Annotated in this window: 16 protein-coding genes; 11 read left to right on the plus strand and 5 right to left on the minus strand. The window is 60.6% G+C overall.

What is annotated here, in order from left to right; all coding sequences use genetic code 11:
* Positions 1–14 precede the first annotated feature (14 nt).
* From FE782_RS03370 to larE, 4 genes are all read right to left on the minus strand, one after another.
* Positions 15–1619: a vWA domain-containing protein gene (locus FE782_RS03370; RefSeq protein WP_138192517.1), complete on the minus strand. Its 1605-nt coding sequence runs from the start codon at positions 1617–1619 to the stop codon at positions 15–17.
* Between the two features lie 540 nt (positions 1620–2159).
* A complete protein-coding gene (larC, locus tag FE782_RS03375; protein WP_138192520.1) occupies positions 2160–3215 on the minus strand; it encodes a nickel pincer cofactor biosynthesis protein LarC in 1056 nt (351 codons plus the stop codon).
* 11 nt (positions 3216–3226) lie between these two features.
* Positions 3227–3997 (minus strand): nickel pincer cofactor biosynthesis protein LarB, encoded by a 771-nt coding sequence (gene larB / locus FE782_RS03380; RefSeq protein ID WP_138192521.1) that lies wholly within the window; start codon positions 3995–3997, stop codon positions 3227–3229.
* Positions 3994–4836: an ATP-dependent sacrificial sulfur transferase LarE gene (gene larE, locus FE782_RS03385; RefSeq protein WP_138192523.1), complete on the minus strand. Its 843-nt coding sequence runs from the start codon at positions 4834–4836 to the stop codon at positions 3994–3996. Before larE ends, larB begins: the two co-directional genes overlap by 4 nt.
* Before the next feature lie 172 nt (positions 4837–5008).
* Here larE and lipA point away from each other — a divergent pair, with 172 nt between their 5' ends.
* From lipA to FE782_RS03440, 11 genes are all read left to right on the plus strand, one after another.
* On the plus strand, positions 5009–5890 hold the full coding sequence (lipA, locus tag FE782_RS03390; RefSeq protein ID WP_138192525.1) for a lipoyl synthase: 882 nt from the start codon (positions 5009–5011) through the stop codon (positions 5888–5890).
* 1 nt (position 5891) lies between these two features.
* A complete protein-coding gene (locus tag FE782_RS03395; RefSeq protein WP_138192527.1) occupies positions 5892–6848 on the plus strand; it encodes a YutD family protein in 957 nt (318 codons plus the stop codon).
* 150 nt (positions 6849–6998) lie between these two features.
* A complete protein-coding gene (locus FE782_RS03400) occupies positions 6999–8132 on the plus strand; it encodes a GntR family transcriptional regulator (protein ID WP_158299236.1) in 1134 nt (377 codons plus the stop codon).
* An 86-nt stretch (positions 8133–8218) separates the two neighbouring features.
* Positions 8219–10585 carry a helix-turn-helix domain-containing protein gene (locus FE782_RS03405; protein WP_138192531.1) on the plus strand — a complete coding sequence of 789 codons (2367 nt, stop codon included), beginning with the start codon at positions 8219–8221 and terminating at the stop codon, positions 10583–10585.
* 192 nt (positions 10586–10777) lie between these two features.
* Positions 10778–12334 carry an extracellular solute-binding protein gene (locus FE782_RS03410; protein WP_138192532.1) on the plus strand — a complete coding sequence of 519 codons (1557 nt, stop codon included), beginning with the start codon at positions 10778–10780 and terminating at the stop codon, positions 12332–12334.
* Between the two features lie 45 nt (positions 12335–12379).
* Positions 12380–13291: an ABC transporter permease gene (locus tag FE782_RS03415; RefSeq protein ID WP_238392332.1), complete on the plus strand. Its 912-nt coding sequence runs from the start codon at positions 12380–12382 to the stop codon at positions 13289–13291.
* Between the two features lie 11 nt (positions 13292–13302).
* Positions 13303–14187, plus strand: a complete 885-nt coding sequence (locus FE782_RS03420) for a carbohydrate ABC transporter permease (RefSeq protein ID WP_138192536.1) — start codon at positions 13303–13305, stop codon at positions 14185–14187.
* Between the two features lie 15 nt (positions 14188–14202).
* Positions 14203–15243: a sialidase family protein gene (locus FE782_RS03425; protein WP_138192537.1), complete on the plus strand. Its 1041-nt coding sequence runs from the start codon at positions 14203–14205 to the stop codon at positions 15241–15243.
* A 1-nt stretch (position 15244) separates the two neighbouring features.
* Entirely contained in the window at positions 15245–17980 is a 2736-nt protein-coding gene (locus tag FE782_RS03430) for an exo-alpha-sialidase (RefSeq protein WP_158299237.1), read from the plus strand.
* Positions 17981–17987: 7 nt separating this feature from the next.
* Positions 17988–19004 (plus strand): sialidase family protein, encoded by a 1017-nt coding sequence (locus FE782_RS03435; protein WP_138192541.1) that lies wholly within the window; start codon positions 17988–17990, stop codon positions 19002–19004.
* 26 nt (positions 19005–19030) lie between these two features.
* Entirely contained in the window at positions 19031–19960 is a 930-nt protein-coding gene (locus FE782_RS03440) for a dihydrodipicolinate synthase family protein (RefSeq protein WP_138192543.1), read from the plus strand.
* 73 nt (positions 19961–20033) lie between these two features.
* On the opposite strand, the gene FE782_RS03445 is transcribed toward FE782_RS03440, so the two are convergent.
* Positions 20034–20840, minus strand: coding sequence for an NAD kinase (locus FE782_RS03445; RefSeq protein ID WP_138192545.1), 807 nt, complete (start codon positions 20838–20840; stop codon positions 20034–20036).
* Positions 20841–20897: the final 57 nt, after the last annotated feature.

The following is a 20897-nucleotide window of genomic DNA, read 5'->3' on the forward strand; positions in this document are numbered from 1 at the left end:
TCGGCTTTCCTTTATTACCTTCGCAACGCCGCGGTGTCCTTGACCATCGTGACGAATTGCTGCTCCCGTTCGTCCTCCGCCGCGCGTTCGGCGAGGTCGAGGACCGCTTCGATCGAGCTTTCCTTCGCCCAGTAGCTTCCTCTCAGAATTTCCGCGTATTCGGCGACCGCCGCCAGAAACTTCAAATCTTCGGACAATTCCCCTTCCGTGCGGAGCGGGACGGTCCATTCCTCCGTGCGGTTCGTCTTCTCGTCGACGTACCGGACGCGTGCCGTTCCGATGGCTTTGCGGGCCTCCGGGGACTTCAGCTTCACCTCGTACAGCGCGGTGACCGTATGTCCGGCGCCGACCTCGCCCGCGTCGGTCTCGTCGTCGCGGAAATCCTCGTCGCGAATGTCGCGGTTTTCGTAGCCGAGCAGGCGGTAGCGGTCGACCGCTTCGGGGTCGAACTCCACTTGAATTTTCGCGTCTCGCGCGATCGTCTCCAGCGTCCCGGCGACGTTCTCGACGAACAGGCGGCGCGCTTCGGTGAATGAATCGACGTAGGCGTATACGCCGTCTCCTTGATCGGCCAACTGCTCCATCAACGCGTCGTTATAGTTGCCCATGCCGAAGCCGACCGTCGTGAGCGTGATGCGCTTCGTGTTCGCGTACTCGTCGATCGTCTCGAGAATGCCTTCCGCGCTCGTCTCGCCGACGTTCGCGACGCCGTCCGACAGCAAGATCACGCGGTTGACGGCGTCGCGGCTATATTGGCGTTCCGCCACTTCGTAGGCGAGTCTGAGGCCTTCCTCGGCGTTCGTCGAGCCGCTCGAGGCGAGCGCGTCGATGGCGTCCTCGATGTCGCGCTTGTCTTCGAGGGATACGGGATCGAGAACGATCCTCGCGTCGGAGCCGTACGCGACGATGGCGATCTGATCGCTCGACTTCAGGCTGTCGACCAGCAAGCGCAGGCTTTGCTTCACGAGACCGAGCTTGTTGTCGCGGTCCATCGAACCGGAGACGTCGATGACGAACGTCAGGTTGGCGGGCTTGCGGTCTTCGTCCGCGACCTCGCGCCCTTTCAGCCCGATGCGCAGAAGCTCGTAGCCTTCGCCGAACGGGGAGGGGCCGCCGTCGACGTGCACCGCGAACGCTTGGTCTTTCGGCGGCGCGTAATCCGGCTCGAAGTAGTTGACGAATTCCTCGACGCGAACGGCGTCTTCGGGCGGCAGCGACCCGCCGGCGACGTAATTGCGGACGACGGTGTAGGATCCCGTGTCGACGTCGATGGCGAACGTGGAGAGCGGATCGTCTTCGGTCGCCACGAACGGGTTCGTGCCGGCATGGTCGAAGTACATGTCGTCTTGGCCGTTCGGCGGCGGCGCCGGGCGCGACGGCTTCCCGTAAGGCGGCGCCATGGGCTCCTCGGAGGCTGGCGAGGCTTCGCCTTCGGTCGCCGCGCGATCGGCCGCCGGCGCCGGCGACTCGGCAAGGCTTCGCTCTTCCTTCGTTGCGGTCTCTCCGCTCGTGCCGACGGCGGAGTCGTTGCGAGCGTCGCTGCTGCATCCCGCGAGCGCGAAGCAGGCGACGGCGAGGGCCGCGGTTGCGGCGACATAGGCAATCCGTTTCCTTCTCATGAAATCGTCCCCCTAATTGTCTGTATATTTTGACAATCGATACCAATTACATTGACGATGCCGATTGCGGGAATGTTGCCGTTGCAGACGAGCTCGCACGGAAAAATTTAAGTTGAAGGGGAGACCGCGTGCGGGGGATTTGGCAGGCGGCGGACCAGTGGGATATGGGGAGAAGCGTGTGCGGATCGGAACTAACTTGCTTGCGTAGTCGGAGTTTGTCCGACTATTCGAGCTGCGGCGGGGGTATTGGAGGCGAATAGTCGGAGTTTGTCCGACTATTCGAGCTGCGGCGGGGGTATTGGGGGCGAATAGTCGGAGTTTGTCCGACTATTCGAGCTGCGGCGGGGGTATGGAGGCGAATAGTCGGAGTTTGTCCGACTATTCGAGCTGCGGCGGGGGGATGGAGGCGAATAGTCGGAGTTTGTCCGACTACATGTACGGAGGCGATTGTCCCGGGACGACAAAGCCTCCGGAAGCCTGCCTCGCGCACCTTACCAACACAAAGAAAGCCTCCCTCGCGTTTCGAGGGAGGCTTGCGACTTACTGGCCGCTGTGGTGGCGTTCCTGATCGTGGTGCTGGGCGGTCACCGCTTCCGCTTGCTGCGCCCCCGGCCAGACGTGGAGCCGCTTCTCCGCGAAGCCGAGCACCGTGCGCAGCACGTTCGGCTGGTTCGGCAGCTCGCGCGTGCCGGCGCCGTACCCGACGGCCTCGACGATCATCGGCGGCAAGCTCGAGCTGAACTCGTCCACGAGCGCGGCGACGATGGCCGCGCCGGTCGGGGTCGTCAGCTCGAGGCGATGCGTCGACGGGGCGATCGGCAGTCCGCGCATCATCTCGAGCGTGGCGGGCGCCGGCACGGGGTAGAGACCGTGATCGATGTGGATCGTCCCGGCGCCGAGCGGGACGGGCGCCGACATGACGCGATCGGGATTCAGGCTGTCGACCGCGAGCGCCACGCCGACGATGTCGACGATGGAGTCGACGGCGCCGACCTCGTGGAAGTGTACCGTCTCGAGCGGAATGCCGTGAATTTTCGATTCGGCGGCGCCGATCTTGGCGAAGATCGCGAGGCTTAGCTGCGTCGCGCGCTCGCTGAGGCCCGCGTCTTCGATCAGCTTCACGATATCCGCGTACCCGCGTTGATCATGGTGGTGATGTCCGTGCGCATGATCGTGATCGTGACTGTGGCCGTGGTTATGATCGTGCCCGTGGCTGTGACTATGCCCATGATCGTGGCTATGGTCATGGCTATGGCCGTGGTCGTGGCTATGGTCATGGCTGTGCGTATGCCCATGCCCGTGATCATGTTCGTGCGAATGCGAGTGCGAGTGCGAGTGCGAGTGACCATGATCGTGCGTATGCACCACCTTGAAAGGCACCCTCACCGGCGGCGATTCGTCCTCGAGCAGCACGTCCGCTTTCAGCGCGGAGATGCCCTTCTTATTCACGCGGTGCCAGGACAGCGTATACCCGCCGACGTTCAGCTTGGCGAGCTCCCGTTCGATATACGCTCGATCCGCGCCCAAGTCGACCAAGGATGCCAGCGTCATGTCGCCGGACAGCCCGGAGAAGCAGTCGAAATATAAAATTCGCATGTCGTCGATTCCTACCTCTTCGCGATATGGGAGTGAATGATGCCTGCGTTGTACCCGGCGCCGAAGCCGTTGTCGATGTTGACGACGGAGACGCCCGGGGCGCAGGAGTTTAGCATCGTCAGCAGCGCCGAGACGCCGCCGAAGTTGGCGCCGTATCCGACGCTGGTCGGCACGGCGAGAATGGGCTTGTCGACGAGGCCGCCGACGACGCTGGCGAGCGCGCCTTCCATGCCGGCGACGACGACGATGACCGACGCGTCTCGGATCGTATCGAGACGCGCGAACAGCCGGTGAATGCCGGCGACGCCGACGTCGTACACGCGCTCGACGTGCGAGCCCATGCACTCCAGCGTGACGGCGGCCTCCTCCGCGACGGGGAGGTCCGACGTGCCGGCGCAGACGACGGCGACGTAGCCGTCCCGCACGCGCAGGATCGGCTTCTTAAACAAAGTGAGCGCCCGCGCCGTCTCGTGATACGTGACGCCGGGCAGCTCGGCGGCGACGAGCGCCGCTTTCTCGGCGGAGACGCGGGTGGCGAGGACGCGGTCGGCATTTTCCGAAAGCTTCCTCATAATGCCCGCGATCTGCTCCGCCGTCTTGCCTTCGCCGTAGACGACCTCCGGGAAGCCGGTCCGCTTCTCGCGGTGCAGGTCGAGCGAAGCGTAGCCGAGCTCGGCGACGGACGCGCGGGCGACGTTCGCCGCGATCATCCGCTCCGCGTCGGCGGGCGCCAGCGAGCCGTCCGCTACGCGCCCTAATATGGCTTGCAACTCTTCGTTCATTGCGCGGCGGCCTTCTTCCGCGTATCGGCCGAGAGCACCTCGTTCATGCTGCCGGTTCGATATCCCCGCAGGTCGAGCGTCACGTATTTGAACCCGATCTCCGCGAACTTCGCGTGGATCGCTTCGCTATGCTCCACGACCTTCGCCATCTCCTGCGGCATCACTTCGATCCGGGCGATCTCGTCGTGGTGGCGTACGCGCACCTGCCAGAGGCCGAGGCGCAGGAGGAAATTTTCCGCTTCGTCCAATTGATCGATCTTCTCCTTCTCGATTCGCGTCCCGTACGGAATACGGGAAGACAGACACGCGAAAGAAGGCTTATTCCACGTCGGCAAGCCGAGCCGCTTCGACAGCTCGCGAATGTCGTCCTTCGTCATGCCGGCTTCCTGCAGCGGGCTGCGGACGCCTTGTTCCTTCTTCGCTTGGAGTCCGGGTCTGTAATCCCCTAAGTCGTCCATATTCGAACCGTCCACGATAAAGCCATACCCCTGTTCGGCGGTAATGCGGCGAAGATGCGAATAAAGTCCCGTCTTGCAGTGGTAGCACCGATCGGGGTTGTTGGCGACGAAATCGGCGTTGTCGAGCTCCGATACTTCGGTCTTGAGCAAGCGGACGCCCATCTCTTCCGCGATGCGCACGGCGGCGTCGAATTCCCGCGTCGGGAACGTCTCCGAGGCGGCCGTAACGGCCGTACAATCGTCTCCGAGCTCTTGGAAGGCGCGCTTCAACACGAACGTGCTGTCCACGCCGCCTGAGAACGCTACCAAGATCCGCCCCATGTCCCGCAAGATTTCGCCCAATCGCGCATCCTTCTGCTCCAAGGTTAAGCTGTTGTCCATGAGTTCCCCTCCATGAGCGTGCGTTCAACTGTAACTCATCATATCACAAACCGAACGCGGAAGTGGAATGAACCACAGTTCATGTTATAATGTAAACAAATTTCCTATTGAAAAGGATTCGCGCCCGCTACCCCGGCGGCGCCGCCGGCGAAAAGAGAAAGGGTGGGACCCAATGGCGAAGACGATCCAGAGAAAACCCGAATGGCTGAAAATCGACCTCGTGTCGGGGGATAAATTCGAGAACTTCAAAGAAATCAAGAGCATGATGCGCTCCAAGACGCTGCATACGGTATGCGAGGAAGCCAAATGTCCGAACATTCACGAGTGCTGGGCGAATCGAACGGCGACGTTCATGATTTTGGGCGATATTTGCACGAGGGCGTGCCGGTTTTGCGCGGTGAAGACGGGGCTGCCGACGGAGCTCGATCGGGCGGAGCCGGAGCGGGTGGCCGAAGCGGCGGAACAGATGGGATTGCGTCACTGCGTCGTGACGAGCGTGGCGCGCGACGATCTCGCGGACGGCGGGGCGTCGATTTTCGCGGATACGATTCTGGCGCTGCGAAAGCGGCTGCCGATGTGCGGCGTCGAGGTGCTGATCCCGGACTTCATGGGCCGCGCCGAATCGCTCTACGCGGTGCTGGACGCGAAGCCGGACATCCTGAATCACAATGTGGAAACCGTGGAACGGCTCAGCGACCGGGTCCGCTCCAAGGCGAAATACCGCCGCTCGCTCGAGCTGCTGGAGCGGTCCAAGGCGTACGCGCCGAACATCCGGACGAAGTCATCGATAATGATCGGCGTCGGGGAGACGGTCGACGAGGTGCTGGCGACGATGGACGATCTGCGGAGCGTCGGCTGCGACATTATGACGATCGGGCAATATTTGCAGCCTACGAAACAGCATTTGTATGTAGAAAAGTACTACACGCCTGACGAGTTCGCGATGCTGAAGGAAGAGGGCAAGAAACGAGGATTTGCGCACGTCGAGTCGGGACCGCTCGTCCGCAGCTCGTACCATGCGCACGAACAGGTGGAGTCGGCGAGGGGGACGTAACGTGATATTGATCGGCGGCAAAGCATACGAATTGGTGCAAGAATATAAGGATGCATGGAAGCCGGATGCGTTCAAGGAACGATACAGCGAGGTGCTGGACCGGTACGATTATATCGTCGGCGATTGGGGATACAACCAATTGCGGCTGAAGGGTTTCTTTAAGGAAGGCAGCAACAAGGGGCCGAAGGAAGCCGCGTTCGCTTCGGTACAAGATTACTTGCAGGAGTATTGCAATTTCGGATGCGCGTATTTCATTTTGGAACGTCTGCCCGCGAAACCCGGAGCGCCGGAAGGGACGAGCCCGGAGGAGCCGGTCGCCGAGGCGGAGGCCGTTTCGGCCGCGCCGGGCGAAGACGGCGCCGAGGATCGGCCGGAGGGGGTGCAGCGCATCGCCGGCGTCGCCGGGGGCATGGCGTTCAGCGACCGGAAGCCGTATTCGTGGCGGGAGCATCAATCGACGTCGCGCGCGGCGCGGAACGCCGAACGCGCGGCCGCCGCGGCCGCCGCGGAGAAGGGCGAAGCCGGCGGCCGCGCCGAGCAAGGCGCGGGCGGCCCGCGCCGCGACAACCGGCAAGGCGGCGGCGATTCGCGCCGCGGCGACGGGCGGCCGTCCGGCGGCGGACGACCTTTCGATAAGCCGCGGTATCAGGAGCGCGCGGAGGACGGCCGCGGCGGTCCCGGGGGACGGCCGCAGCACGGCGGGGGGCGGAAATTTCCGAAGGGGCCGCGTCCCGGCGGCGGTCCCGGCGGCGGTCCCGGCGGCGGGCAAGGGGGTCCACATGCGAAGGGCGGACCCGGCGGCCGCGGCGGTCGCCCGGAAGGCGGCGCGCCGAGAGAGCAGCATGCCGGCCGGCCGGAAGGCGCGGGCGGCGGACGTCACGCGCACGCGAACCAAGGCGGCGGCCGGGATCGGGCGCAGCAGCGCCATCACCACAAGCCGCAGCAAAATCAAACGTAAGCAGAAAAGCCTTGCACACGGCGTTCTTCCGGCCGGTGCAAGGTTTTTTTCATCGAAGGGCCAAAAACGGATGGAAAAACGAACCATCCTGCATTACAATAATCAGTATGTATGGTTATAAATCTGAAGTGCAGATCGCGGGGGATACCGATGAGCGACAATTCGCTCCGCTATATCGAAGTTAAGCAACGGCTGGCGAGGCATATTTCGGACATGAGTCCGCATGAGCGGCTGCCTTCGAGAACGGATTTGTCCAAGACGTATCAGGTCGCCCGAACGACCATCGAGAGAGCCGTGTCGGAATTGATCGGAGAAGGGCTGCTGTACGCGAAGGACGGCAGCGGAACGTATGTTTCCGAGGCGACGGCGGGGCGAAGAACGGGAGGAAGGGACAACCGGGGAATCGCGAACTGGGGACTTCTCGTGCCCGATATTTTGCATTACATTTACCCCGGGATCGTACGCGGAGTGAGCGACGTGGCGAGCGATCATGACGTCAACCTGATGATCTGCAATACGGATAACCGGTTCGAGAAGCAAACCAAACACTTACATAAGCTGATCGACAGCGAAGTCCAAGGCGTCATTATCGTGCCCGCCATCAACGGAATCGTCGACCTCGAACCTTTTTACAGACTTCAGGAAGCCGGAATCCCCTTCGTGTTTTGCCACAGAAGCTTGGAAGGGATCCAGGCGCCGAGGGTCATATCCAACAATTTTCATGCAGGGTATTTAGCCGCCAAGCATCTGATTCAATCGGGATACACGAAAATCGGGTATATTTCCCGGCCGGCTTATTCGGCGTCCGCGGATCGCTTCCAAGGGTATTCCTGCGCGTTGTCGGAGGCGGGCCTCGCGTCGAGGAGCCGATGGATCGCGTTCGAATCGTCCTTCGAGTCGGACGGGGAAGGGTATTTCAGCGCCCGGCGCATGCTGGAGGAGGAGGATCGACCGGATGCGATCTTTTGCTTCAACGACGGGATCGCCAAGGGAGCGTACGACGCCGCCGCCGAGCTCGGACTGCGCATCGGCGCCGATGTCGGCATCGTCAGCTGCGACAATACGAACATCTGCGAGACGCTTCGACCGAAGCTTTCTTCGATCGCCTTTCCGACCTATCAGGCGGGCAGGCTTGCCGCTCGGATCCTGATCGAGGGAGGTGCGAATTCGGGCGGTCGACCCGTCGTATTGCAGCCGGAGCTGATCCGGCGGGATAGCGTCGCCGTCCGCGAGCGGGCCGAATGGGCCGGACTCCGTGCCGGAACGGACCTGACTTCGACGTAAAGCCGTCGAGCGGCCGGCGCAAGCCGGTTCGCTAGAACAAATTGCAAGCGTTTACAATTCGAGATCGCAAAGGAGGCGTCCGCAGCATGACGAACGGAATTTCATGGATTTCCAGGTTGTACCGATGGAAGCGAAGAACTTTCCTTATGAAGCTGATCGTCACCACGGCATTGATCGCCGTCATTCCGAACCTGATCTCCGATTTTATCGCTTACCATAAGGTGTCGAAGACGCTGGAGCGGGAAACCGGCAATACGAAGCTGCAATACTTGAACCAGACGATCAACGCCATGGAAATCATCTTGGGACGCATCCAGGAAAATGCAAGACAACTGGCGTTAAGCCGGGCGTTCCAAGATTTCGAAAGCTTCCCGAACGGAAGCTACTACGAAAGCCTGCAAGGGGAGCTTCCGAAGGAAGATCTGCCGGCGCTCTATTCGTATTTGGAAGAGAAGACGAACGCGTTCTTGACGCTGAACGCGTTCAAGCTGTCCAACGCGTTCGTCGATTCCGTGTATTTCTACGACGCTTCGAAGCGGCTCGTCATTACGTCGGAGAGCGACGGGTCGAATCGACAGTTCCCGGTCGAGTCGTTTTACGATACGGGTTGGCTCGAAGCGCTCGTCGAACCGGAAGCCGATCCGATTCTAATGGATACCCGGGTCGCCAAGCGGTTCCACTCCGGCCAGATCAGCGTCTTATCGGTCATTCACAAGTCGGAGAAGGGCGGCAACGCGTTCGTCGTCAATCTGGACGCTTCCAAAATGTATAGCGGCATCGTAAACAAATTGAACGACAGAGACGAAATCTATGTCCTGTCCCCCGAGGCCGACCTGTTGTTCCACAGCCGACGGGAGAACGAATCCCAGACGGCGGCGCGGTTGATCCGGGAAAGCGAGCGGCTCTTGGGCGGAACGGGATCGTTCGTCGCCGAGACCGACGAAGGCCTGAAGCTGGTCAGCTATGCCGCGTCCCCTCAGCTGCGATGGACGTTCGTCAACGTCGCCGATATGCAGGCGCTGGCGAAGGGGACCGCGTCGATCAAACAAACGATTCTAATCTCCGCGGCCGCGCTCGTCTTGCTCTCTTTTACGCTGGCCTATCTTTCTTCAAGAAGGATCTATAAGCCGATTTCGAGGCTCAGCGCGATCGTTCAAGGGAGAGGGGGGGCGGGGCCGGGGGGCTCGGACGAAATTCGCGATATCGGAAGCTTTATGGAATCGACGATGCATGAGAGAGATTTCTACAAGGAAAAGTTGGAGGAAAGCCTGCCCTTCTATCGGGAGCAGTTCAAAACCTCGCTGCTGCATCGGCATGCTTTGCGTCCGGAGGAAATCGAGGAAAAGAAAAAATACTTGGGGCTTACGATCGATTCCCGCGATCTTACCTTAATGCTGCTCGATTGGGATAACGGCGATCCCGTCGCTTCCGAACAGGAGATGATTCGCAGCGATCTTTTTCGAATCCGCGTGACGGAGACGATCAAACAGTCGAATGTGATCGGGAGGAAGCATTTCCTGGTCGACACCGATAAGAATCGGCTCGGTATCGTTCTGAACTGCGGAGAGGCGGATCGGCAATACGCTTTTCAATTGGGACAACGCCTCCTGGACCGCGTCTCCTCCGAATTCGGCATCGCGTTCACGATCGGCGTGGGGCGCGTCTGTCCGACGATCGGGGAGCTCCCGCGCGCGTACGACGAGGCGGTCGAAGCGCTGAAGTATCGCATCCTGTTCGGGAAGGGCGACGTCATCTCCATCGAGGATATCCGGAACGAAGCCGAGATCGAATTCGTCTATCCGAAAGAGAAGGAGGAGCTGCTCCTCTCGCACGTGAAAACCGCGCGCGAAGCCGAAGCCCGGCAAGCGTTCGACGATCTGATGGAGGATGTCGTCGCGCGCAAGAATAAGCTGCACTACAATCAAATTCAACCGATCTTCATGCGGCTGTTGACGGAGCTGACGACTGCATTCCATCAGCTCGGGACGGACCTGCGAACGGCGTGCGGACTGGAAGCCGACCCCTACCGGGAGCTGCTGAACCTGGATTCCCTCGACGCGATTCACGGTTGGTTTCACGAATTGATCGGACAGGCGACCGCATACATCGAACGCGAGATGAATTCGAAGGGGAATCAGCATATTTCCAAAGTGATCGACATCGTCGAGCGCGAGTACGCCCGGGATTTGTCGCTGCATTCGGTAGCCGAACAGCTGAACTTGAACCCCGCCTACATCAGCCGTTTGTTCAAACAAATTACGGGCCAATCCTTCGTGGATTACCTGAAATTCGTTCGGATCGAACGCAGCAAGGAGCTGCTTTCTCGAAGCGGCATGAAGGTGAACGAGATCAGCAGGCTGGTCGGCTACGGCAATGCGTATTATTTCATCAAAGTGTTCAAAGAGATGATCGGCCTCACCCCCGGCGAATACAAGAAGCTATACGGCTCCTGATCGGTCCCCGGCCTCCCCTCGTTCGAGCGAAGGCCGGGTTTTTGCTTCGATAATACAATCTTGATATGTAAAGATCGTACTACGAATGTAGAATCATTATTATTTTAAACGCTTACATTCCGCGGTTATGATGGCATCGAATACCGAACCGGACTGCACGATGCGTCGGTACCTAAGGGAGGAATCGGAATCATGTACAAGTGGAAAAGGGCGTTAAGCTTTGCGCTCGCAGCAATGCTCGCGGCATGCTCCGCGGGAACCTCGAGCGGCGGGGAAGGACAGGGCGCCGACGAAACGCCGGGCACGGCGAACGAGACGCCGAAGACGAACGAAGCGGAACCGAAGGAAATCCCCAAGATTTACATTTACCAAAACACCGGCGCGTTAAATCAGAAGCCGGAAGGCAGCTTGCCGGCAAAGCTGGAAGAGATGAAGCGGATGTATATCGAGGAGCTCGGCATCGAACCGATCGCGATCGTTCCCCCGAACGGCGCCGCGGAAGAGAAGCTGAACCTGATGCTCGGATCGAGCGACGAAATCGATACGTTCCAAGGCAACTGGGACGAGTACGCCTCTAAGGGCGCGATCATTCCTCTGAACGACCTGTTGGATCAGTACGGCCAAGACATCAAGAACGCATGGCCCGAGGAAGCTTGGGAGTATATGACGGATAAGGAAGGAAACATCTGGGGCATTCCCCGGGGCACGCCGGCCGTTCATTACCCGATCTGGATTCGAACGGACTGGCTGGCGAAGCTGAACCTGGATATGCCGAAGACGCTCGACGAGCTGGAGGCCGTCATGAAGGCGTTCAAGGAGCAAGATCCGGACGGGAACGGCAAGGACGACACGATTCCGATGATGACGGATTTGAACGGGATCAAGAATGCGCTGCTGGGCGGATATACGGAGCACGGCAACAGTAACTGGATCGACCCGGCGGATCAGAAAGTTAAACCGTTCGAGCTTGCCCCGGGCTACAAGGAGTTCGTGGCGAAGATGGCGGATTGGTATCAGAAGGGATACATCTACAAGGAATCGTTCGCCAAGTTCGATGCGCTCGAGCTGCTCAAGACGAACCGGGTCGGCACCTCGTCGATGTGGTATTCCCGCATCACGCTCCTGTTCCCGCAAATCAAGGGGAACTTGCCGGAAGGCGCGAATTACGAAATCGTCCGCGGCATCGAAGGCCCGATGGGCAAGCCGATGACGGCTTCCCGCGGCAGCACGGCGTCGATGGTCATTACGAAGAAGGCGAAGCATCCGGACGCGGTGATGAAATTCATCAATCATCAATATCAGGACATCCCGGCCCATTCGCTCACCGCGGCGTTCGGCGACAACTGGCGGTTCATCGGGGACAGCAACTTCGAAATCGAATTGATCGAACCGGAAATCCAATACGCGGGGGAATATATGGTTTCTCTGGGAACGGCGACGGAGACGAAGTACGCGTTCCAAGATCCGATCAAGAAGATGCACGCGGATTACTTAAATAAAGAATTAGGCAAGCTGGACGTCGCGAAGATGCCGGTGGACGCCACGATCATGTACGACAAGCAGAAGCTGCAGGACAACATCCCGACGCTCGGGGACATCGATCGGCTCCGCAACGAAGAGCTGGTGAAGTTCGTGACGGGCGCAAGGCCGCTCTCCGAGTTCGATCAGTTTATCGACCAGCTGCAGAAGGTAGGGCTCGATCAGTGGATCGCCGAGCATACCCGCCAATATAACGAGCTGAAGAAGTAACGGGAGAACGAGAGTCGCCCGATGTCGCGGAAAGGAGGGCTTCCGTTGAAGTTATGGCCGGCCGTCAGACTGCACCGGTTTTACTATTACTTGATCCTGCCCGGCATGCTCTATTTCGTCGTATTCGATTACATTCCGATGTTCGGCATCGTCATCGCCTTCAAGGACCTGTCTCCGTTCGAGGGCGTCAGAGGCATCTTTACCGGCGACTGGGTCGGGTTCAAGCATTTCGTCCGGTTCTGGAATTCGTATTACTTCTGGAACGTCATGCGGAACACGTTGCTCATCAGCGGTTATAAACTGTTATTCGGCTTTCCCGCGTCGATTGCGTTGGCGCTGCTCTTGAACGAGCTGCGACACGTCATGTTCAAACGGGTCGTGCAGACGATTTCCTATTTGCCGCATTTTATTTCCACGGTCGTCGTGGCCGGGCTGGCGATGATGATCCTCTCCACCGACGGAGGGTTGATCAATGCCGTCATCGTTCATTTCGGCGGCGAGCCGATTCATTTCCTGGGCAGCCCCGACCATTTTCGGAGCGTCTTGGTCATCTCCCACGTATGGCAGTCGATCGGGTGGGGGAGCATCCTGTATTTGGCCGCGATGACGGGAATCGACCCGGGTTTGTACGAGGCGGCCCGGATGGACGGGGCAGGCCGCTTGCGGCAGGCCTGGCATATTACGCTGCCCGGCATTACCCCCGTCATCGCCATCATGCTGATTTTGTCGATCGGCGGCCTGTTGAACGCGGGTTTCGAGAAGGTGCTGCTGTTATATTCCCCGGCGGTTTACGAAGTGGCGGACATTATCGACACGTACGTATATCGCGAAGGCTTGACGCAGCTGAATTATTCCTTCGCCACGGCCGTCGGCCTGTTCAAAAACGTCATCGCCATGATCTTGATCCTGGGAGCTAATTATATCGCCAAACGAATGAACCAGACGGGCATCTGGTAGGAGGGAATCCGATGAGCGCATGGAAGCCTACCGCGGGAGAGCGCGTCTTCGACCTGTTCAATATCGTCCTGCTCGCCGTTTTATCCCTGCTGTTTCTGATCCCGTTCCTAGCGGTGTTATCCACCTCGTTCATCAGCGCCGAGGAGTCGATGCGCAGAGGAGCCTTCGTCCTCATTCCGGAGCGGGTCGACTTCGGCGCTTACGACATGCTGCTAAGCCGCGGCATGATTATCTACAACGCGTATAAAGTCACCCTGTTTCGCGTCGTCGTCGGTACGTTCCTCAATCTGGCGTTCACCGCGACGCTGGCGTACGGCTTGGCGCGACGGACGCTTCCCGGGAGGAACGTCTTGGTTTTGATCGTTTTCCTTACGATGATTTTCCACGGCGGCCTTATTCCGAATTACATGCTGATCGATGCCGTCGGCTTGAAGGATTCGCTCTGGGTGCTGGTGATCCCGGGGCTGATCAGCGCATGGAATTTGTTTATCATGCGGAACTTCTTCCTGACGCTCCCGGAGGAGCTGGAAGAATCCGCCGTCATCGACGGAGCGACGCCGGCCGTCATCTTGCTGAAGATCATCGTTCCGCTTTCGATGCCGGCCATCGCCACGATCGGATTGTTCTATGCCGTTCACCATTGGAACGATTGGTTCGGCGCTTCGATCTATATCAATTCGCAGAGCAAGCAGCCGATTCAAGTCATTATGCGGAACATTCTGCTCACCGGCGTCGTTCACGACGAAACGCAGTTGGAGTTCATTAAAGATCCGCCGCCGGCGGCGACCTTGAAGTCCGCCGTCATCATCATCAGTACGCTGCCGATCTTGCTCGTCTATCCGTTTATCCAGAAATATTTCGTGAAAGGTATGCTGGTGGGCTCCGTCAAAGGATGAGGAGGAGAAATAGCTATGATGTCCAAGATCGACCTGTTCGTCTCCGGAGAGCAAGGGGTTCACACGTATCGCATCCCGTCGCTGCTCGTCGCGCGGAGCGGGACGGTGCTGGCGTTCTGCGAAGCGAGAAGAAACGGGGGCGGCGACGCCGGAGATATCGACGTGGCGCTGCGGAGAAGCCTGGATCACGGCGCGACCTGGGAGCCGATGCGCATCGTCGCCGACGACGGCGCGAATACGATCGGAAACCCGTGTCCGGTGCAGGACCGTGACACGGGGAGGATCTGGCTGCTGTTATGCCGCAACGCGGAAGACGGCCATGAGAAGGATATTTTGGCCGGGAAGGTGGGACGGGACGTCCTCGCGATGTACAGCGACGACGACGGCGTCACGTGGTCGGAGCCGAAGGACATTACCGGGGACGTAAAGCTTCCGGAGTGGACTTGGTACGCCACGGGGCCGTGCCATGCGGCGCAGCTGCGAAACGGTCGCTTGATCGTGCCCTGCAATCATGCCGTCTTGAACCGGGAATCGGGCACGTCGGGGCCGTATGCCGCCCACGTGATCTATAGCGACGATCATGGGGCGACCTGGCGCATCGGCGGCACGGTCGGGGAATATACGAACGAATGCGCGCTTGCGGAGGCGCGGGACGGATCGGTGTATATGAACATGCGGAGCTATCGCGGACGACATCGGCGTGCCGCGGCGCGGAGCCGCGACGGGGGCCTGACGTGGTCGGACGTCGCGCTCGACGAAGCGCTGGTCGAGCCGGTATGTCAAGGCAGCGTGGTCGAGGACGGCGCAGGAGGATTCCTGTTTTCCAATCCGGCCAGCGAGAAGCGGGAGCGGCTGACGGTCCGGTCCAGCGCGGACGACGGCCGGAGCTGGACGACGGAGGCGGTGCTGCACGCCGGTCCCGCCGCATACTCCGACTTGGCCGTCGCGAAGGACGGCAACGTATTATGCTTCTACGAATGCGGCGAAGAGAGACCTTACGAACGTATGACATTAGCCCGCTTCTCCCGAAGCAACAATGATGGAAGGGGGGATTAGGGTGAAAAGGCTATGGATCGCATTGTGGATCGCCGCGCTGATCGGCGTTCCGGCCGCTTCGGCTTTCGCCGAAGAAAACGGCGGCGCGGCGCCGGTGTCCGACGAAGCGTCGTACTTCCGGAATATCGACTTGTTCGTGTCCGGGACGGAGGGCTACCACACGTTCCGCATCCCGTCCGTCTTGACGACCGCGGCGGGCACGCTGCTCGCCTTCGCCGAAGGCCGCGTCAACGGCGCTTCGGATACCGGCGATATCGATCTCGTGCTGAAGCGCAGCTTCGACGGGGGGCGTACCTGGCAGCCGCTGCAGCTCGTCTGCGACGCGGGCCCGGATACATGTGGGAACCCGACGCCCGTGCAGGACGAAACGACGGGACGCATCTGGCTGTTCATGACCCGCAATTACGGAGAAGACACGATCGCGGAAATCAACGCCGGCACGAGCCGCGGCGTGCGCACGATCTGGAGCGCCTACAGCGACGATGAGGGCGCGACCTGGTCGGAGCCGGTCGACCGCTTCTCGGAGGTGCAACGCCCGGATACGCGGTGGGACGCGACCGGGCCGGGGATCGGCATCCAGCTTCGGCACGGACCGGCCCGAGGAAGGCTCGTGATCCCGGCGATCGGACGCAATCTGCAAAGCGATGACCACGGCGCGACGTGGTACGAGAGCGGTCGGTTGCCGGGAGGCTTGAACGAAGCGACCGTAGTGGAGCTGACGGACGGAACGCTCATGCGCAACGATCGGCTGTCCGCCAATCAGCATCTGAAGCGGCGGGCGGTCTCGACCAGCTCGGACCAAGGCGCGACTTGGTCGGGAATCGAATACGTCGACGCTTTGATCGACCCGATCTGCGAAGCCAGCATCGTTCGATACCGGCCTTCCGACAACGCCGAAGGCGACCGGACGCTGCTTTTCGCGAATCCGGCCCACACGGAGCGCCGCGAGAACATGACGGTGCGCATCAGCTACGACGACGGCCTTACGTGGGCGGTCGCCAAGACGGCGTACAAGGGGCCTTCCGCGTATTCGTCGCTGACGGTGCAGCCGGACGGGAACGTCTCCTTGTTATTCGAGGGCGGGGAATATACGCCTTATGACAAAATTATGTTCGCAACGTTCAATCTCGCTTGGTTCCAAACTCCGGAAGCGGATTTGGATCGCCTCGTCTTCTCCGACGGCAGCTTGACCCCCGCTTTCCGCGGCGACGTCGAAGCGTATACGCTTGCGTTGTACCGTGGAACGGATCGAGTGACGATCACGCCCGTAGCATCCGATAATGCGGTCGAGATTTCGATCGACGGGACCCCGGCGTCGTCCGGCGTGCCGCGGACGATCGACTTGAATAACGCCGAGACGATCGAAGTGGAGACGAGGCTCGGAGAACGAACCCGGTCGTACGCGATCGCGCTGGATCGGACGAGAGCGGCGCCGGAGCTGCTGACGCATTGGAGCTTCGACGGAGCGGATGAAAACGGCATTCCGGACGAAACCGGCCGCGGACATGTCGGAATCTTGAACGGCGGCGCGCACATCCGCCCGGGGATGGACGGGGATGCGTTGTATTTGGACGGACGACGCGCTTACGCGGAAATTTCGAACGCGGAAGAGCTGCATCCCGGGAAGGAGAACTTCACGTATTCGGTATGGGTGAATCCAGATGCGCTCGTTCAACAGCGGCATCTACTGTATTGGTACGGCTCGAACGGGAAAGTTCCGCAATGGTGGTTTTCCGTGGAAAGGAACGGCGCGGTCCGCATGAATATGTACGGGCTGCCCGCGGACAGGGAAATCGGCGTCGCTACCGCGCCCGGTCTCGTGAAACCCGGGCAGTGGACGCATCTCGCCGCCGTTCGGGACGATTCCGTCAACAAAATTTACGTAAACGGCGAGCTCTCCGCCACCTCCGTCAAATACGACGGGGAGGCGATGGACCTGACGAATCGGACCGTCCCGCCGCTCGTCGGCTTCGATAAGGGGGTCGCCGCCAACCGGGATTGGTTGGGATACATGGACGAGCTGCGCATCTATAAGCATGCTCTGAACGACGCGGACGTCCGGAAGCTGTATTGGCACGGCGATCGGACGAAGCCGACGACCGCGGCCGCGGCATCGCCCGGCGAGCCGAACGGCGCGAGCGGATGGTATACGTCCGACGTGACGGTGACGCTGTCCGCCGCCGACGACCTCTCCGGCGTCGCCCGTACCGAATACCGCGTGAACGGCGGGAGCTGGACCGCCTATGCGGGTCCCGTTCTCCTAGCCGAGGAAGGCGAGCATACGCTCGAGTACCGGAGCGAGGACGCGGCCGGCAACGTCGAGGAGGCGCGGAGCATGGCCGTTCGCATCGATAAGACGGCTCCCGCGCTTCGCGTCTCGGCGAACCCGTCCGAGCTGTGGGCGCCGAACGGCGAGCTGACGCCGATCCGGACGGAGGTAGAGGCCGAGGACGACGCGTCGGGCATCGAACGAATCGTTCTCGATTCGATTCAGGTCGACGACGACGGCGGATCCTCTCCGGGAGTCGAGAGCAGAGAGGAAGATATCGAGGATGCCGAGTTCGGCGCGGACGATCGGGAGTTTTCGCTGCGAGCCGAGAGGAACGGGGACGGCGCGGGGCGCACGTATACGATCAAATATATGGCGACGGATCGGGCGGGCCATGTCGCGGAGGCGACGGTGGAAGTGTTCGTGACGCATGATCGATCTCCGTCATCGACGAACGGAAAGGAATGAGGAGCCCATGATACGGAAATTCGCGGTGAGCCGCGACGACGATTGGTACGAAGCGTGGCCGGACGCGGCGCTGACGGAGGGCGGCAAGCTCGTCTGCGTCTTCTCGCAATGCACGCACCACGGGGATCGTTCGCAGACCCGCTTCATGCTCGTCGAGAGCGCGGACCGGGGGCGAACATGGGAGAATAAGCGACCGCTGACCGAGCTGACGAACGGGCTGCCGTACTGGAACTGCGCCCGGATTTCCCGGCTCCGCGACGGAAGGCTGGTGATCGTCGGAGATCGCATTTCGGAAAAGAAGGAGAACGGAGGGCGAAATTTCTTATGGATCGGGGACGCCGAAGGGACGAATTGGTCGGGACCGATCGAGACGCCGCTCGATGGCATCGTACCCGATAAGCTTTGCGAGCTCCCTTCCGGCCGGTGGCTGCTGTCCGCTCATACGAAAGGCGCGCAGCGGCTGATCTACTCAGACGATCAAGGAAAGCGCTGGTCGGAGCCCATCATCGTGGCTTCGGATCCGGAACTGAAGCTTTGCGAAGCCAGCATCCTGCCGCTCGCGGACGGCACGTTGGTCGCCTTCCTGCGGGAAAATTCCGGATCGGGTCTGGATTGCTACAAGGCGATTTCGCACGATCAAGGGGAAAGCTGGAGCGGCGTGTACCGGATGCCGCTGCCGGGCTGCCATCGGCCGGTCGCCGGATTGCTGAACAGCGGCAGCGTTCTGATTACTTACCGGTTTATGCAGGGCGGGAAGGGCTGGCTCGGCACGTGGACGCAAAATTTTTTCGCGGCGCTGACGGATCAAGCGTCGGCTCGGGCGACGGAACGTCGCGAGCAGTGGACCCGGATCTTGCCGATCGATTTCGATCGCAGCCCCGCCGCCGACTTAGGATACTCGGGTTGGGTTCAATTCGAGGACGGGGAAATTTACGTCGTGCAGTATATCGTGGACGACGCTCCGAAAGGTCAGATCCGGGGATATAGTATTCGCGAAGAAGATTTCGTACTCAGGAATGAATAAGACAGAAGAAACGGAGAGAAAACCGAATGAGCGCAAGCCAGCGGAAAGAGACGTTCGGCGGTATCTATACCGCGTTGGTCACTCCGATGCACGAGGACGGGAGCATCGATTACGACTCGTTGGTTCGATTGACGACGCACCAGATCGATCAAGGGGTCAAAGGGTTTTATGTCGGGGGGAGCACGGGGGAAGGCTTTCTGTTGACCGGCGAGGAGCGCCAGCGGGTGTTGGAGACGGTCGTCGGCGCCGCCGCCGGGCGGGCCGTCGTCTTGGCGCATATCGGCTGCATCGGAACGATGGATTCGATCGCGCTCGCGAAGCATGCCGAACGACAAGGCGTAGATGCGATTTCGGCCGTCGTGCCTTTCTACTATAAGCTCTCGCCGAGAGAAATCCAAGGGCACTACGAGGCTATTATGGCGTCCGTCGCCGCGCCGATGATCGTGTACCATTTTCCCGGCGCGACCGGTGTCAGTCTTTCGTTAGATTTCTACGAAGGGCTTAGCCGCAACCCGCAGTGTATCGGCGTCAAGTTCACGTCGCTCAACCTGTTCGAGATGCAGCAAATCCGCGCGCGCTGCGGCGAGGATTTCCTCATCTTCAACGGGCATGACGAAGTGTACGCGAGCGGCGCCCTCGCCGGGGCGGACGGCGCGATCGGCAGCACCTTCAATATAATGCCGGGGCTCTTCGTCGGAATGCATCGGCTTCTGTCCGAGGACGGGTGGAAGAGCGGCCGGACGGTGCAAGCGATGCAAGCCGAAGCGAACCGGGTGATCGCCCACATGGTCGGATACGACGTTATTCCGTACGAGAAGTATATGCTCTATCTTCAAGGCATCGTGCGAACGCCGACGGCTCGGCAGCCGCTGAGACGTTTCACGCCCGAAGAACGGTCGCGGCTGGAAGCGTTCTTCGAAAGCAGCGGGGCGCTGCGGGCGCAACGCCTGAGCTGACACGACCGCGACACGCCAAAAACCTCCCCCGCGACGAAGAGCTCGGGGGAGGTTTTTTTCCTGCGTGATCGAGTTATTTCACCGTGTCGCCGACGAACGCTTCCTTCACCCGGTTCCAGAACGGGAAAGGGCGGTACCGCGCGAACGTCACCTTCTGCTCGGACACCGTGCCGCGAACGGAAAGCACCGAATCGTACGGGATCGCGAGGTGGTCGACCGTGATGAGCAGCTTCTGCTCCTTGCGCGGCAGGATGTCGCAATGATGGTGCTTCGGCAGGACGAGCGAGGAGCCGACCGTCCGGTAGACGCGGTTGTTGATCGACGCGATCTCGGCGATCTGGATCGCCTCGAGCGACGGGTGCAGCAGCGCGCCGTTCAAGCTCTTATTGTAGGCCGTACTGCCGGAAGGCGTCGAGATGCAAATGCCGTCGCCGCGGAACATCTCGAACGGCTTGTCGTTGATATTCAGCTGAGCGACGAGGGTCGCGTCCGCGCCCTTCAGCGTAAACTCGTTGAGCGCGAGATACGAATCGGTCCCGGCGCTCGTGGCGATTTCGATCTTCAGCAGCGGATATTTCACGACGCGGTCCGCGAGGCCCCCGCCGTCGGCCATCAGCCGCACGAGCTCGGCGACCTCGTTCGGCTTCCAGTCGGCGTAGAAGCCGAGATGCCCGGTGTGAATGCCGACGAACGCGATGTCGTCGAGGCGCTCCCGGAACCGATGGAACGCGTGCAGCATCGTGCCGTCGCCGCCGATCGAGAGCACGACGTCGGGCGTCGTCTCGTCGCGGCGAAGTCCTCGTTCCGAGGCGAGACGCTCGAAGGTTTCCGTCAATTCGCGGGACAGCTCGTCGCCGCGATCCATTACGCAGTAGTTCAAGGCGCACCTCCAGATGACACGAGAGAGGCGAGAACCGCGGCGAGCCGGCGGCGGACC

The organism is Paenibacillus antri, from assembly GCF_005765165.1.
GTDB classification, from domain to species: domain Bacteria; phylum Bacillota; class Bacilli; order Paenibacillales; family YIM-B00363; genus Paenibacillus_AE; species Paenibacillus_AE antri.